The sequence below is a fragment of the Empedobacter sp. UBA1574 genome (genome assembly GCF_002322895.1).
Taxonomy (GTDB): Bacteria; Bacteroidota; Bacteroidia; order Flavobacteriales; family Weeksellaceae; genus Empedobacter; species Empedobacter falsenii_B.
In genome coordinates this window covers 48,026-64,500 of the sequence record NZ_DCOI01000029.1, presented here as the reverse complement: position 1 = coordinate 64,500, position 16,475 = coordinate 48,026, and the positions used below count along the sequence as shown (strand labels likewise).

Sequence of the window (16,475 nt, the reverse complement as noted above, 5' to 3'; positions counted from 1 at the left end):
TTTATTTTTTTTTAACCAAATCTTATTGATGAAAAGTTATATAACAGCTTTTTTTATAGTTGTTTTAGCGTCTGTGCACGCGCAAGTAAAAATTCAAGGAAAGGTAATCGATTCTGAAACTCAGAAGCCTATTCCTTACGCAGATATTCGTTTACCAGAACTTAAAGTAAGTGCAACATCAAACTCTGATGGTACTTTTTATATCGAATCTAGTTCGAATACAAATAAAATTGTCGTATCAAAAAATGGATACGAAACTTCTGATTATGTTATCGAAAATAAAATCGATTATAATTTTATTGCTCAATTATTTTTAACAGAAGACAATACTTCAGAAGAAGATGGCGGAACGGTAGATTTACAAACTGCGGTTGTTTCGGCAAAGAAAAAACGTCCTAAAAAGAAAGAAAATCCAGCTTATGCTATTTTGCGTGAAGTATGGAAGCGTAAAAAGAAAAATGGGCTAAAATTAGCGCCACATTATCAATATGATGAATACGAAAAGTTGCAATTTGATATTAGTAATATCGATTCAACTTTTATGAAACGTAAGATTTTTAAAGGAATGGAGTTTGTTTTCGAGAAAGTAGATACTTCTTCTATTAATGGAAAAACATATTTACCAGCTTTCTTGAATGAGTCAATTTACAATGTTGCAGGAATTAATAAACCTTCTACAAAAGAACGTCGAGAATTAATTGCAAATAAAACATCAGGTTTCGAGAAAAATGAAGTGGTGGCTTCTACGGTAAAAAATCTTTTCCGTGATATTGATATTTATGATAATCGTGTCAATATTTTAGATATTAAATTTGTGAGTCCAATTGCTACAGATGGTTTCGCGGTTTATGATTACGAATTGAAAGATACTATTGATGTAGATGGAATAGAATCTTATCGAATCAAATATTATCCACGTCGCGAAGGTGAATTGACATTTAAAGGAGAATTATATATTTCGAAAGATGCTTATGCGGTGAAAGAGGTTGTGATGGAAACGACGAAAGAAATGAACGTGAATTTTGTGCGTAATATTTTCATGAATCTAGAATATGATATTCCAAACGATTCTATTTTCTATCCGAAAAAAGAATATGCGATGTTGGATATGTCGTTGTTGAGTAAAAAGGAAAGTGCGAAAGGAATTTTTGCGCATAAAACGGTGAATTATTACAATTACGATTTCGATACAACACATCCCGAAGCTTTTTATTACGAGAAATTAGATCCAGCAAAAGCTGCGCTTAACGAAAAAGATAATCAGTTTTGGACAGAAAATCGTCCTGAAGCTTTAACGAAAGATCAAGAAGGTATTTACGAAACATTAGAGCAATTAAATAAAGTACCAAAATTCAATAATATTGTGAAAGCAATCGAGATTTTTGGTTCTGGATATTACAATGTCGGAAATGCAATTGATATCGGGAATTTATATTCATCTTTTGGATACAACCAAATCGAAGGATTCCGTTTGAGAGCTGGAGCTCGTACATATTTTTCGCAAAATGATATGTGGCGTGCGCAAGGTTTCTTGGCATATGGTTTTCGAGATGATAAATTCAAATATGGAGCAGATTTTCGTTACATGTTCAATAAATATAATCGTTTTCAAGTCGGTATCGGAACAAAACGTGATGTAGAACAATTGGCTGCAACGTTAACGGCTTCTGACGGAATTATGACCCGTAGTTTTGCTTCGTCATCAATCATCAATCAAGGAGATAATACATTTTTGAGTAACAATAATTTGACAAATGTGTATGCGTCGATAGAGCCTTGGAAGAATGTAACGTTTCGTGTTGATGGAAATTATCAATTGATAAAACCAGCTGATGCAGTACATTTTTCGATTGGATATGAAAAAAACGGTCAGATTAAAGAAACTTTAACAAATTCAAGTGTAAGTGTTTCGGTAATTGCTCGTCCAGGTGCAAAATATTCGCAATACGGGATTGATCGTTACGAAATGACAACACTTGCACCCACGTTAATGTTGCGCTATACAAAAGGATTGAAAGGTGTAATTAATTCAGATTTTGAATATGATAAATTACAATTTTTATATACACAACCAATTTTGATTGGATCTTTTGGTAAATCATTGGTAACTGTAGAAGCAGGAAAAACATTTCAAGGTGTTCCTTTATCATTAATGAGTGCGTTACCTGGAAATGAGAGTTACGGACAAGTTTATGGTACATTTTCACAATTAGATTATTATGAATTTGTAACAGACGAATATGTAACGATGAACTGGGAACATCATTTTAACGGTTGGATTTTGAACAAAGTTCCGTTAATCAAAAAATTAAAATTAAGAGAAGTTGGATTCTTGAGAGCGGCTTACGGAGACATTTCTGAGAAAAGTAAAGCTATTAATAGTTCGACAATAGAATATTTTGCACCAAATCAACAAATCTACTACGAATACGGGTTTGGGATCGAAAACATTGGTTTTGGAAACATTAGACCAATACGTGTTGATTTTAATTGGCGCGGAAATTATAATAATTTGCCAGATGTTCGTAAATTTGGCATCACAATCGGTTTAGATTGGAATTTTTAGAAAATACATAATAAAAAAAAGAATATTACAATGACTTTTGATGCAATCATTGAAATCCCAAGAGGATCTCGCAATAAATATGAAATGGATCACGAAACAGGAAGAATCCGTTTTGATCGTGTTTTATACTCTCCAATGTTCTACCCAGCTGATTACGGTTTCGTAGAAAATACATTAGGATTAGACGGAGATCCAATTGACGTATTAGTTTTCTTAACAGAACCTACTGTTCCTGGATGTGTAATCGAAGTAAAAACAATCGGTGTTCTTAAAATGTCTGATGACAAAGGACAAGATGAAAAATTAATTTGTGTACCAGTTGCTGATCCAACATGGAACCAATTAGAAAACATCACTGATATGAATCCTCATACATTGAAAGAAGTTGAGCACTTTTTCAGAGTTTATAAAGACTTAGAAAATAAAACAACAACAATTGAAGGGTACGGTGATAAAGCAGAAGCAGAAAAATTATTGCAAGATGCAAGAGAGCGTTTCGTACCAGCTCATTAAGAAATAATTTATAATTTCATATAAATAGTCCTCATTTTTTGAGGACTATTTTTTTTGATTAAATTTTCCTCCCATTCTATCAACTATTTCCAAAAACATTTTTAAGTTTATAGAAATACTCACACATGAAATCGAAATTTTTATTAACACTAGGTTTAATCTCTACAACCATGTGTTTATCTGCTCAAACTAATCAACAAGTTTTAGACTTGATTAACAAAGAAGTACAACAAAATTCTGAAGCTTATCAACAATTAAAAAAAGCAACCGAAACAATCGGACATCGTGCAACAGGAACAGAAAATGGACGAATAGCAGAAGAATATGCAGCAAATTTGTTGCGTTCGTATGGTTATGATGTGTCTTTTCAAGAGTTTACATTTAGCGGATGGAATCGTAGAAGTTTAGATTTAAAAATCAATAATCAACCTATAAAAGCCGTTGCTTTGGCGCATTCGCCAGAAAATGTTAGTCTTTCGGGAGAATTGATTGATTTAGGAAATGGACTTGAAGAAGATTACAAAAAGATTGGTGATAAAGTAAAAGGAAAGATTGTTTTTGCTGCGCTTGGTTTGTTGGATGGAACGCCAAAAGAAATAGAAAATCTACATCGTTCCGAAAAAACAGCTTTAGCAGAAAAGTACGGAGCGAAAGGAATTATCTTGTTTAATCGCCCTGCTGGAGGAATTCTATTGACAGGAACGGCTTCTGTAACGGGAGAAATTATTAAAATTCCTGCGATTAATATCAGTTTAGAAGATGGATTGAAAATTAAAGAAAATCTATCAAAAGGAAAAGAAATTGCTAAAATCGAAATGAAAAATGATGTTGGACAAATGAAAGGTCGCAACATTATTGCAAAGAAAATCGGTTCTAAATTTCCAAACGAAAAAATAGTTCTTGGAGGACATTTAGATAGTTGGGATTTGGCTACAGGAGCAATTGATAACGGCGTTGGAAGTTTTTCTGTGATGGATATTGCGAGAACGTACAAGAAGTTAAATCTTCAAAATGATCGAACAATAGAATTTGTTTTATTTATGGGCGAAGAAGTTGGTTTGATAGGTTCTAAATATTACGTCAATCAAGCATTGAAAGATGGTTCTATCAATCAAATCAAAGCAATGTCGAATATGGATATGACAACAAATCCAAAGTCGTATTATTCGACAATGGAAAGTAATTTGCCTATTTTAACTGATTATGCGAATGATGTTCAAAAAGTGATTCCAGATTTTAAATTGAAAACATTTGCGAGTGTAGATTTACATTCAGATCATCAACCGTTTATGTTGCAAGGCGTGCCTATTATTGGGCTTTCGGATAGTCAATTTACAAAAGGAGCGTTAAATTGTTACCACGCGAATTGCGATACATTTGATTATGTAGAAGAAATTGGTTTGAAAAATAATGTGATTTTGGAAACCTATTTGTTGTATCGTTTGAGTAATTTGAAAGAAATTCCTTCAAAACGTTGGAACGAGCAAGAAGTAAAAGAAGCCTTAATCAAAGGAAATTTAGAAACTCCACTTCGTATTTCGGGCGATTGGAGATGGTAATATCAAAAAAATCCTTCAGATTATCTGAAGGATTTTTTATTTATTTCTTTTTCAATTTTACAGTGAAATGTCTTAAAATTTCAGATTCCCACGAAATTTCATAACCTGAATTAATCTCGTTTCGTCGATCAAAAATATTTTTTAAAGCTACTGCAATATAATCCATATGACTTTGGAAGTAAGTTCTTCTTGGAATTGCCAAACGCAATAATTCTAATTTTGGATAACGATTTTCTCGTGTTTCAGGATCACGATCTGCCAAAATAGTTCCGATTTCTACACCACGAATTCCAGCTTCTTTGTACAATTCGATTCCCAATGTTTGCGCAGGAAATTCTTCACGTGTTACATTTGGTAAAAACTTTACAGCATCAACAAAGATGGCGTGTCCACCAATTGGTTGCTGAATTGGAATTCCAAACTCAATTAATTTATTCCCTAAATATTCAATTTGTTTGATGCGCGATTGTAAATAAGAATATTCTGTCGATTCTTGTAAACCTTGTGCTAAAGCTGCTAAATCACGTCCAGCTAAACCGCCATAACTTAAATATCCTTCGTAAATAATTCCGAAATTTCCACAAATTTTATATAGCTCTTCATTATTCAGTGCAATAAATCCACCAATATTTACCAAACCATCTTTTTTCGCAGACATTGTCATTCCATCACCGTAAGAAAACATTTCTAAAACAATTTCTTTAATCGTTTTTGTCTTGAATTCTTCTTCTCTTTCTTTGATGAAATAAGCGTTTTCTGCAAAACGAGCGCCATCAAAAAAGACTGGAATTCCATATTGATTAGACAATTCACGAACTTGACGAATATTTTCGATTGATACAGGTTGGCCACCAGAAGAATTACATGTAACAGTGATTAATGTAAATGGAATTTGTTCTTTTCCGTATTCTTTGTAGACATTTTCTAACTTTTGTAAATCGATATTTCCTTTGAAAGGATGAATCAATTCGCTGTCAAAAGCCTCATCAATAGTACAATCAATTGCGTGCGCTTTTCTAAATTCGATGTGACCTTTTGTCGTATCAAAATGCGAATTTCCAGGAACAACATGACCTTCTTTTACAAGAGCTGAAAACAATACATTTTCCGCTGCACGACCTTGATGCGTAGGCAAAAGAAACTCAAATCCCGTGATGGTATTAATGGTTTCTTTCAGTTTTAAGAAAGATTGAGAACCAGCATAACTTTCGTCTCCAGTCATCATTGCAGACCACTGTTTGTCGGACATTGCTCCAGTTCCAGAATCAGTTAATAAATCAATAAATACTTTGTGGCTTTCTAGGTTAAATAGGTTGTAATCTTTTTCTTCGATCCACTTTTCACGTTCTTCTCGAGTAGATTGATAAATTTCTTCGACCATTTTTATGCGAAATGGTTCGGCAAAAGGTAATTCCATTTTTTGTGTTTAATGTAAAACTAAGAAACCTTTAGAATATTATCAATTATTAATTGGAATTCATAAAAAAATCCTCTATCAAAAAGATAAAGGATTAATAAAATTTCTATAGCTCGTTATTAATCAATAACAGGAACAGGTCTTTTATTCTCGTTGATTGCAACTAATGTAAAAGTTCCCGATATAGCTTTATCTCGCCCGTCTCTATACATACTTTCAATATAAACATCAATTTGTACATCCAAACTTGTGCGTCCTACGCGTACAACTTTTCCTACAAATTCAACAATTGTTCCAGCAGGGATAGAATGTTTAAAGTCTATTTTATCGCTACTAACTGTAACAATAGGTTTACGACAAAAACGAGTTGCTGTCATAAAAGCAATTTCATCCATTAAATACATTACTGATCCTCCAAACATTGTGTTGTGGTGATTTGTATCTCCAGGAAAAACAGCTTTGAAAATGCGAGTTTCAGAATTGATGATACGTTGTTCAATCAACTCTTCTCTTGGTGTTTTTTCCACTTCCATTATCATATATTTACACGTTACTTTTCTTAATTAATTTTTGAGTTGATAATGTTTTTTTGTGGTGGTTTGATGATTTCATAGAACATAATTTTACTTTTTTCGCGAAAGTTTTTGGTTAATTATTAACTCAATTTAGTGGCATTCTGACTTGTCAAAAATATTGATTTACAGTTGCGCGACAGTTCGTGATTTGCATACGATTCCCCATTAAGTTGAGCACGAATTTGATGCAAATATAAATTAGAAAAATGAAAATTAGCAGATTTATTGTGCCGAATTCGTTGGTTTGGAATAATTCGTGTAAATTCATTTTACGAATTTTTAATGAAGTAAGAAAAAAGAATGAAAATAAAACCAATCAAAGATTTAGTTCATAATCTATCAGAATGGAATGAATTAGTTTCTCAAACCAAAGATTTAACCGATAAAGTAGTTCAAGATATTAATTTTTTGCGTCAAGAAATTAATTGGGAAGAATATAATTTATGCAATACATCGTTTTTGGGTTGTAAGTTTAAACAACACGAAGCGATCTATTTAATTGAAAAAGGAGCATTTGTTTATCCAAAATTTGAATCAGTTCCTTATAATCCTTATCGTGGAAAATTATACACTTGGCAAGAGCTGATGGAAGGTTATAATCCAGATAATGACCAAAGTATCGATCTTAAAATCTATAAACATTTTAAAAAACATAAATATAATCCGTCTGTTTCAGAAGCTTTGGCACAACGCTTACATGATTTGTCTATTGATGATGGTTTGCGTCGAATTTTGAAATATGATGATAATGGAATGACGAAGAAAAAAGTGGTTGGCTTTATGGGGGGACATTCTACTGCGCGTAATTCTGAGTTTTATAATGAAACGGCAAAAGCGGCGAAATTAGCAACTGAAAAAGGGTATTTTGTTGTTTCTGGTGGAGGGCCTGGAATTATGGAGGCTGCTAATCTAGGAGCTTATATGGCAAATTATTCGGATGAAGATTTGATGAATGCAATTCATATTTTGGCTGATTTAGACTTTATTGATGAAGATAAAACTGAATATTTGGCGAAGAATTTTATGACGAATGCTAAAAAAGTTTTAGAAATCTATCCAAATGGTGCTGAAAGTTTGGCAATTCCTACGTGGTTTTATGGTCATGAACCAAGTAATTTATTTGCCACGAATATTGCAAAATATTTTTCAAATAGTATCAGAGAAGATATGTTGTTAACAATTAGCTTGTTCGGTTTGGTTTATGCGCCTGGAAGTGCAGGAACAACCCAAGAAATTTTTCAGGAAGCAGCTCAAAATCATTACGGAACTTCAGGATATTATAGTCCAATGATTTTTTTGAGTAAGAAAAGATATGTAGAAGATACGGCGATTTATTCAGTTTTGCATCAATTGGCAACAGGACGAGCATATAAGGAGTTACTATTTTTAACAGATAATGCAGATTTAGCAATCGATTTTATCGAAAATCATCCACCAATCAAAGTTAATTAAGGAATATTTTTAAAATATTTAAAACTGAATAACTTGCTTTAGTGTAGTGTTTTATGTGGTTTTTATTTGTTTTTTGTCCGAATAAAATAAAATAATTTCGAAAAATGTTTGGTATTTTAAATAATGAACGTATATTTGCAGTCCAATAACGCGAGATGGAGCAGTAGGTAGCTCGTCGGGCTCATAACCCGAAGGTCACAGGTTCGAGTCCTGTTCTCGCTACTAAATCGCGAGGTGGAGCAGTAGGTAGCTCGTCGGGCTCATAACCCGAAGGTCATCGGTTCGAGTCCGGTCCTCGCTACTATAAAGAGAGTTTCTAACAAGAAGCTCTCTTTTTTTATGTCTTTAACTGAGAATTAATATTGGATAAACTATTTTTGCATCATGAATTTAGAAGAATACAAAAAACAATATAAATCAGATCAAGCCGTTGGTGCAATTGCAATCGAAAATCGCTTAAAAGAAGTTTATGGGACTTTAGAGCCTCGTTTTTATTCGCCGCAAGTGATGTCTTTTCAGGGCGGAGATGATCCAATTGACGGTGTTGCGATTTTTGATGTCAATGGTTATTATCATTTGGTAAGTTACGGAATGTCACATTTATACTATTCGGAAGAGAGTGTAGGTGCAGATTTTAGTAAATGGGGATTTGAGTTTTCTTTCCGCGTGAAACCTGTTAAAGATGATAATGGTGAAGACCCTTTTTGGGTAGTTCAATTAATGAATAATTTGGGGCGATTCGTGAACGAAACAAAAGTTTGGTTTGATGAATACCAGTTTTTACCATTAGGAGGTCCAATTCGTACAGATTCGGAAACGGATATTGTTGGTTTGGCTTTTATCAAGGATGATGATTTAGATGAAATTGATACGCCTCATGGTAAAGTGATATTTATACAAATGATTGGTTTGAATTCGGAACAATTGAAAAGATTGGAAGAGAATTCAACCAAAGAAGAAATAATGTCAGTGATAGCTGAAATAAAGTCAGTTAATCCAAAATTTGTGTGTGAATTATAGTAGAAATTTTTAAAATAAAACATATTTGTGTTAGCCTATTTCTTAAATTATGTTAAATGTAAAAAACAGATTGTCAGTATTTTAAAATTGGTATTTGTTTTGATTATATCTAAATGTTAGTAGCACTAACAGTAGAATAAATTTTTCATAGGTTAGGTTAATAATTAGTAAAACTAATTATGAAGCACTTCTTCGGAAGTGCTTTTTTAGTATATTTAAGAAGAAAAAATAAAGATGTTTAAAAATTTATTCAACCGAAATAAAAATCAATCAAATAACCAAGAAGAATCAAAAACGATGACTTTTGAAGAAATTATTAATTCAGATAAACCAGTTTTGTTAGATTTTTTTGCAACTTGGTGTGGTCCTTGTCAAATGATGGGGCCAATTTTGCAACAAGTGAAAGAAGAATTGGGAGGTGATGTCAAAATCCTAAAAGTGGATGTTGATAAATATCAAGATTTAGCTGCACGACATCAAGTGCAAGGAGTTCCGACTTTTGCTATTTTCAAAAATGGTGAATTATTATGGAAACAAAGTGGAGCAAGGCCAAAAGAACAATTGGTGGCAGAAATCAAAAAATATATTTAAAAATAGGTTTGCTTTGCAGCCAAAGTCGATTAAAAAATCCGCTCATTGAGCGGATTTTTTTGCTTATGTAAATTTACTTAAAATTAGGTTTTCTTTTCTCAACAAAAGCAGTTGTTCCTTCTTTGAAATCTTCTTCGTCAAATAAATTTCCGAAACTTTCAATTTCAACTTCAAAACCATTGTCTTTATCTGACGCATTAATCGCTCGAATCGCGTGACGAATCGCTACAGAAGAATTTTTTGAAATTTTAGTCGCAATTTCTTTTGCTCGATCAATTAATTCAGCTTGCTCAACAACTTCATTCACTAAACCAATTTCATACGCGCGTTCAGCTGTAAACATATCTGCTGTCATAATTGCCTGCATTGCACGACCTTTTCCAATTAATTTTGGCAAACGTTGCGTTCCTCCATAACCTGGAATCAAACCTAATGTAACCTCTGGTAATCCTAATTTTGCATTGGTTGATGCTATACGAAAATGAGACGCCATCGCTAATTCTAAACCACCTCCTAAAGCAAAACCATTCACTGCGGCGATTACAGGTTTTTTAGAATTTTCAATTTTATCAAAAACATTTTCTTGTCCTTTTGCAGCTAATTTTTCACCTTGACGACCATCAAAACTTGCAAATTCTTTGATATCAGCACCAGCAACGAAAGATTTTTCACCAGAACCTGTTAAAATAATTACTCGAATAGCGGGATCAGAATCTGCGTCTGTAAAAAAGTTTGAAATATCATCTAATAAATCTTTGTTCAATGCATTTAATGCTTGCGGACGATTTAAGGTAACTAATGCAATTTTATTTTCTACTTCAACAATCAGATTGTTATAATTATATTCCATTTTGTTTGTGTTTTTATTATTCACTCAAAAATATCAATTGTTCACTCAACTAAAAAATTTATCAAAAAATAATTTGTACAATTCAAAATCCTTCCTAAATTTGTCCCAATGAAAACATTATTTACAAATAACTGGTGGTGGAATATCGAACAACAAAACGTTGGTTCGTAAGACCTCTATGCAGTTATATGTAGAAAAGGCTTGTCGTAACCGACAAGCCTTTTTTTGTGCTCTAAACCTAAATATTTAACAAATGAATTTAACTTTTAACATACAGAAAGAAACTGTTTTAGCCGATTTAACAACTCCTGTTCAGCTTTATTTGAAATTGCGAGATATTTATCCGAATGCCTTATTATTAGAGAGTTCTGACTATCATTCTAAGACAGATGCTAACTCTTTTATTTGTCTAAATCCGATCGCAACTTTTAAGGTTACAAACGGAATTGTGAATGAAACGTATGCGAATGGAGAAACAAAAGAATATGCGTTGAATGGTCAAGAATTGACAGAGAAATTCAAAAAATTTACAAGTCAGTTTATGATTCAAAATGGAGAAGATTTACCTGTAAATGGTTTATTTGGATACATTGCGTGGGATGCGATTCCACATTTTGAAACAGTAAAATTTTCAGCAAAAGGAAACGAAGCAACGATTCCAGAATTTTCGTATTCGTTCTATCAAAATATTGTGGTGTTCAATCATTTTCACAATGAAATTCAATTCATCGAATTTCAAAATGATGAAATAGATTCTAAATTTTCTGAAATTAAAAGTGTTGTTCATAACAAATCAATTGTTGAATATCCATTTAATGTAGAAAGTGAAATTCAATCGAATTTAACAGATGATGAATTCAAAGAAATGGTGACAAAATGTAAACAATCTTGTTTCCGTGGAGATGTTTTCCAAATTGTTCCTTCTCGTCAATTCAAACAAAAATTTTCGGGTGACGAATTTAATGTTTACCGCATTTTACGCTCTGTAAATCCTTCGCCCTATTTGTTTTATTTCGATTACGGAAATTATAAAATCTTCGGATCTTCACCAGAAGCGCAAATTATCATTAATAATAATCATGCAGAAATTCATCCTATTGCAGGAACAGTTCGCAGAACTGGAAGTCCAACTTTGGACAAAGAATTGACCGAAAAATTAATTGCTGACCCAAAAGAAAATGAAGAGCATGTGATGTTGGTCGATTTGGCTCGCAATGATTTAAGTCGAAATTCTGCTGATGTAAAAGTCGCACAATACAAAGAAATTCAGTATTTCTCGCATGTGATTCACATGGTTTCAAAAGTAACTGCTCAATTGGATCCAAGCGTAAATACGATGAAAGTTTTTGCAGACTCTTTTCCGGCTGGAACACTTTCTGGCGCACCAAAATTCAAAGCAATGGAATTATTAGACGGTTACGAAAATCAAAATCGTGGCGTTTATGGTGGCGGAATTGGATATTTAGGATTCAACGGTGACATCAACATGGCGATTGCGATTCGTACGTTCGTCAGCAAACAAAATACCTTATATTTTCAGGCTGGTGCTGGAGTTGTTTCCAAATCGGTCGAAGAAAATGAATTACAAGAAGTCAATCATAAATTAGGAGCGCTTCGTCGCTCAATAGAAATCGCTCAAAACCTATAAACTATGAAAATTTTAGTTATCGATAATTACGATTCGTTCACCTATAATTTAGTGCATTCATTAAAGAAATTCGCCGATGATATTACCGTTGTTCGCAATGATGGAATTACTTTGGAAGATGTGAATAATTATGATAAAATATTACTTTCTCCAGGTCCAGGAGTTCCTGATGAAGCCAATTTATTGAAACCAATCATCGAGAAATATGCTTCAACAAAATCTATTTTTGGCGTTTGTTTAGGACAACAAGCAATTGGAGAAGTTTTTGGAGGGAAATTATTAAATACACAAGAAGTTTTTCACGGAGTTGAATCTAAAATTGAAGTAATAAAAGACGAAGTGTTATTCCAAAATTTACCAAAAAAATTAGAAGTTGGACGTTACCATTCTTGGGTAGTTTCAAATGAAGATTTTCCTGAAGAATTAGAAATTACAGCAGTTGGTCCAAAAGGAGAAGTGATGGCTTTACGTCACAAAACGTATGATGTTCGCGGTGTTCAGTTTCATCCAGAATCTATTTTAACACCACTTGGAGATGAGATGATTAAGAATTGGTTAGAAGCTTAAAACGATGAAAAAATTATTAAATTTATTATTCGAAAATTATACTTTGAGCGAAAATGAAGCCTATCAAATTATGGTGGAAATTTCGGAAGAAAAATATTCGGCTGTCGAATTAGCTTCATTTATGACCATTTTTAATATGCGTAACATTACGTTGGAAGAATTAAAAGGATATCGTCGAGCGTTGTTAGATTTATGCATCAAAGTTAATTTACCAAAGCAAGCGATTGATGTTGTAGGAACGGGCGGTGACGGAAAAGACACTTTTAATATTTCGACATTGAGTTGTTTTGTCTTGGCTGGAGCTGGAGAGAAAATTATTAAACAAGGAAATTACGGAACGTCGTCTGTAAGCGGTTCTTCGAATATGTTGGATAATTTTGGTTACGAATTTTCTGTTAATCAAGATAAATTAAAACGTGAGTTCGAAGAAGTTGGAATTACATTTTTACATGCGCCACTCTTTCATCCGGCTTTAGCGAAAGTTGCTCCGATTAGAAAAGGTTTGGCGATAAAAACATTTTTCAATTTAATGGGGCCTTTGGTGAATCCTGTTCAACCAGAATTTCAAAATTTAGGAACATATGATGTCAAAACTGCTCGATTATATCATTATGTGATGCAAAATTCGGGCGTGAAATATTCGATTTCGACTGCGTTGGCTGGTTATGATGAAGTTTCGTTGACATCGCCTACAAAAGTGTTCAATAATTCGGGGGAATTTGTTTTAGAAAGTAAAGATTTTGGTTTAAATATTCTTCAACCTGATGAGATAAAAGGAGGAAAATCAATCGAAGAAAATTCAAAAATATTTTTGAGCGTTTTAGAAGGAAATTCAACTAAAGCACAAAAAGAAGTTGTTTTAGCAAATGCTGCTTTAGCGCTTAAAACAATTTATCCAACCAAAGATTTAATCGAATGTGTAGCAATTGCGAACGAAAGTTTAGACAGTAAAAAAGCATTGAATGTATTCCAAAAATTAATGAAACCATGAAAACGATATTAGACGAAATTGTCGCGCAAAAACGTATTGAAATTTTAGAAAAACAGAAAACTCAATCAATAGAAAGTTTTAGAAATTCAGAAAATTTTTTGCTTCCTGTTAAATCTACAAAAGCTTCAATTTTAGATAAATTAAAATCTGGAATTATTGCAGAATTTAAGCGAAAATCACCATCGAAAGGTTTTATTAACAAAGACGCAAATGTAAAAGAAGTTGTTTCCGGTTACGAAAAGTTTGGTGCTTCTGTCGTTTCTGTTTTAACAGATGAGCAATTTTTTGGCGGAAGTTTTGATGATTTAAAACAAGCAAAAGAAGTGTTGAATATTCCTGTTTTGCGTAAAGATTTTATTGTTGATGAATTTCAAGTGTACGAAACAAAAGCGATTGGTGCAGATTTGATGTTATTAATTGCAGAATGTTTAACAAAAGACGAAGTCTATAATTTAGCTAAAACTGCTAAGGGAATTGGATTAGAAGTTTTATTGGAATTACATTCAGAAGATCAATTAGAAAAGGTAAATGAATTCATTGATTTGATTGGAATTAACAATCGTAATTTGAAAAATTTCGAAGTTGATATTGAAAAATCAAAACAAATCTTGAAACAATTACCAACCGATTTAATTAAAGTTGCGGAAAGTGGAATTTCTGATCCTAAAACAGTAAAAGAATTAAGACAAGCTGGATTTCAGGCATTTTTAATTGGTGAAAATTTTATGAAAGCAGATAATCCATCTCAAGCATTTGAGCAATTTGTAAAAGAATCAAAATGAAACGTTTTCAAGTAAAGGTTTGCGGAAATAATAACATCGAAAATTTTAAAGAAATTGCAGCAATCGAACCCGATTATGTAGGCTTTATTTTCTATCCAAAATCAAAAAGATTTGTAGAAGACGAATCTATTTTTGAAGTTTTTCCGAATGCAGAAAAAGTTGGCGTTTTCGTGAATGAATCAGTCGAGAAAATTCTCGAAAAAGTTGAAGAATATAAATTAGATGTTGTCCAATTACATGGTGATGAAACAGCTGACTTTTGTGAAGAATTAATCAATCAAAAACATCAACGATTATTAACTGATGAAAACTTTTTAGACTTTAAAATTTGGAAAGCCGTTGGCATAAAATCGATTGAAGATTTTCAACAATTAACCACTTATCAACAAGTTATTGATAGTTTTGTTTTCGATACAAAATCAAATAATTACGGAGGAACTGGAAAGAAATTTGATTGGCAATTGTTAACAAATTATCAGTTATCAATACCCTTTTTATTAAGTGGCGGAATAACACTTGAAGATGCATTTATCTTGAAAAATTTTCAGCATCCGAAATGTATTGGATTTGATATCAATAGTGGTTTTGAGTCAGCACCAGGAATAAAAAAAACTGACGAAGTAAAACAGTTTATCGATACAATTGATGGACGAATTGAACAAAATTAAAAAAGAAACAAAATGAAATACGAAGTTGACGAAAGAGGTTTTTATGGTGAATTTGGAGGAGCATTTATCCCAGAGTTATTACATCATAATTGTGAAGAATTATCTGAAGCTTTAGCACAATATATCGATACAGACGAATTCAAAAATGAATTTAATTTGTTATTAAAAGATTACGTTGGTCGACCAAGTCCATTGTATTTTGCACCAAATCTTTCAAAAAGATATAACACCAATATTTTATTAAAGCGTGAAGATTTGAATCATACAGGTGCACATAAAATCAATAATGCGATTGGTCAAGCTCTTTTAGCAAAACGAATGGGTAAAACCAAAATTATTGCCGAAACTGGTGCTGGACAACATGGTGTTGCAACTGCTACTGTTTGTGCGTTGATGGGATTAGAATGTATCGTTTTTATGGGAGAAATTGACATTGCTCGTCAAGCACCAAATGTTGCACGAATGAAAATGTTAGGTGCAGAAGTTATTCCAGCAACCTCAGGAAGTAAAACCTTGAAAGATGCAACAAATGAAGCGATTCGTTATTGGATCAATAATCCTGAAACTTTTTACATCATTGGTTCTGTAGTTGGTCCTCATCCTTATCCAGCAATGGTAACGAAATTCCAAGCGATTATTTCAGAAGAAATTAAAGCACAAATGAAAGAGAAATATGGGAAAGAAAATCCTGATTACGTGATTGCTTGTGTTGGTGGCGGAAGTAATGCTGCGGGAGCTTTTTATCATTTTTTAAATGATGATTCTGTCAAATTAATCGCGGTTGAAGCGGCAGGTTTGGGCGTAGAATCTGGAGAAACTGCTGCTACAACTATCAAAGGAACAGAAGGAATTATTCACGGAAGTCGAACATTATTGATGCAAGATAAAGATGGACAAATTGTTGAACCTTATTCAATTTCGGCTGGATTAGATTATCCTGGCGTTGGTCCTTTACATGCGCATTTGTTCAAAACTGGACGTGCTGAATTCTTAAATGCAACAGATGATGAAGCCTTGGAAGCTGCTTTTATGTTGACAAAAGAGGAAGGAATCATTCCTGCATTAGAATCTTCTCACGCTTTAGCTGCTTTAAAAAAAATTAATTTTAAACCGCAAGACATTGTGATTCTGAATCTTTCAGGAAGAGGAGATAAAGATTTAGAAACATATATGAAAGTTTCCGAAAAATATTCTTAAAAATATTTGGTTAATTTTCAAAAATCACCTTACATTTGCACCCACGATAATGAAATCTATCGGGGTGTAGCGTAGCCCG

General features: G+C 32.8%; 15 protein-coding genes and 2 tRNA genes. 14 read left to right on the top strand and 3 right to left on the bottom strand.

The genetic code is table 11. The features are described 5' to 3' along the window. The first annotated feature begins 28 nt into the window (after positions 1-28). The 3 genes from B3578_RS08785 (at position 29) to B3578_RS08775 (ending at position 4,638) form a co-directional block, all read left to right on the top strand. Complete coding sequence (locus B3578_RS08785) at positions 29-2,566, top strand: DUF5686 family protein (RefSeq protein ID WP_291047920.1); 2,538 nt, start codon at positions 29-31, stop codon at positions 2,564-2,566. 30 nt (positions 2,567-2,596) lie between these two features. Next, positions 2,597-3,079 (top strand): inorganic diphosphatase, encoded by a 483-nt coding sequence (locus tag B3578_RS08780; RefSeq protein WP_291047917.1) that lies wholly within the window; start codon positions 2,597-2,599, stop codon positions 3,077-3,079. Positions 3,080-3,204: 125 nt separating this feature from the next. After that, positions 3,205-4,638 carry a M28 family peptidase gene (locus B3578_RS08775; RefSeq protein ID WP_291047913.1) on the top strand — a complete coding sequence of 478 codons (1,434 nt, stop codon included), beginning with the start codon at positions 3,205-3,207 and terminating at the stop codon, positions 4,636-4,638. Positions 4,639-4,678: 40 nt separating this feature from the next. Here B3578_RS08775 and B3578_RS08770 read toward each other — a convergent pair whose 3' ends face one another. Then, positions 4,679-6,055 carry a tryptophanase gene (locus tag B3578_RS08770; RefSeq protein ID WP_180905739.1) on the bottom strand — a complete coding sequence of 459 codons (1,377 nt, stop codon included), beginning with the start codon at positions 6,053-6,055 and terminating at the stop codon, positions 4,679-4,681. A 119-nt stretch (positions 6,056-6,174) separates the two neighbouring features. Then, positions 6,175-6,588, bottom strand: a complete 414-nt coding sequence (locus B3578_RS08765; protein WP_282630886.1) for an acyl-CoA thioesterase — start codon at positions 6,586-6,588, stop codon at positions 6,175-6,177. Between the two features lie 342 nt (positions 6,589-6,930). On the opposite strand from B3578_RS08765, the gene B3578_RS08760 reads away from it, so the two are divergent. From B3578_RS08760 to trxA, 5 genes are all read left to right on the top strand, one after another. Further along, entirely contained in the window at positions 6,931-8,082 is a 1,152-nt protein-coding gene (locus B3578_RS08760; RefSeq protein ID WP_291047905.1) for an LOG family protein, read from the top strand. Positions 8,083-8,231: 149 nt separating this feature from the next. Next, a tRNA-Met gene (locus B3578_RS08755) sits at positions 8,232-8,304 on the top strand. Between the two features lie 6 nt (positions 8,305-8,310). After that, a tRNA-Met gene (locus tag B3578_RS08750) sits at positions 8,311-8,383 on the top strand. A gap of 83 nt (positions 8,384-8,466) precedes the next feature. Beyond that, the gene (locus B3578_RS08745; protein ID WP_291047902.1) at positions 8,467-9,102 is read left to right on the top strand and encodes a suppressor of fused domain protein; all 636 of its coding nucleotides are present in this window, start codon (positions 8,467-8,469) and stop codon (positions 9,100-9,102) included. Positions 9,103-9,336: 234 nt separating this feature from the next. Continuing rightward, positions 9,337-9,693 (top strand): thioredoxin, encoded by a 357-nt coding sequence (gene trxA / locus B3578_RS08740; RefSeq protein WP_291047899.1) that lies wholly within the window; start codon positions 9,337-9,339, stop codon positions 9,691-9,693. Positions 9,694-9,766: 73 nt separating this feature from the next. Here trxA and B3578_RS08735 read toward each other — a convergent pair whose 3' ends face one another. Beyond that, positions 9,767-10,543 (bottom strand): enoyl-CoA hydratase/isomerase family protein, encoded by a 777-nt coding sequence (locus tag B3578_RS08735; RefSeq protein ID WP_219033920.1) that lies wholly within the window; start codon positions 10,541-10,543, stop codon positions 9,767-9,769. A gap of 253 nt (positions 10,544-10,796) precedes the next feature. Between B3578_RS08735 and B3578_RS08730 the strand changes: the two genes are divergently transcribed. From B3578_RS08730 to trpB, 6 genes are read left to right on the top strand one after another with little or no spacing between them, the layout of a single operon-like run. Beyond that, the gene (locus tag B3578_RS08730; RefSeq protein WP_219033919.1) at positions 10,797-12,191 is read left to right on the top strand and encodes an anthranilate synthase component I family protein; all 1,395 of its coding nucleotides are present in this window, start codon (positions 10,797-10,799) and stop codon (positions 12,189-12,191) included. A gap of 3 nt (positions 12,192-12,194) precedes the next feature. Beyond that, positions 12,195-12,758: an anthranilate synthase component II gene (locus tag B3578_RS08725; RefSeq protein ID WP_125349948.1), complete on the top strand. Its 564-nt coding sequence runs from the start codon at positions 12,195-12,197 to the stop codon at positions 12,756-12,758. Positions 12,759-12,762: 4 nt separating this feature from the next. Then, a complete protein-coding gene (gene trpD / locus B3578_RS08720) occupies positions 12,763-13,749 on the top strand; it encodes an anthranilate phosphoribosyltransferase (RefSeq protein WP_125349947.1) in 987 nt (328 codons plus the stop codon). After that, complete coding sequence (gene trpC / locus B3578_RS08715; RefSeq protein WP_125349946.1) at positions 13,746-14,531, top strand: indole-3-glycerol phosphate synthase TrpC; 786 nt, start codon at positions 13,746-13,748, stop codon at positions 14,529-14,531. Before trpD ends, trpC begins: the two co-directional genes overlap by 4 nt. Continuing rightward, entirely contained in the window at positions 14,528-15,199 is a 672-nt protein-coding gene (locus B3578_RS08710) for a phosphoribosylanthranilate isomerase (protein WP_125349945.1), read from the top strand. The genes trpC and B3578_RS08710 overlap by 4 nt, the downstream gene beginning before the upstream one ends. 12 nt (positions 15,200-15,211) lie before the next feature. Further along, positions 15,212-16,396, top strand: a complete 1,185-nt coding sequence (trpB, locus tag B3578_RS08705; protein ID WP_291047890.1) for a tryptophan synthase subunit beta — start codon at positions 15,212-15,214, stop codon at positions 16,394-16,396. Positions 16,397-16,475 lie beyond the last annotated feature (79 nt).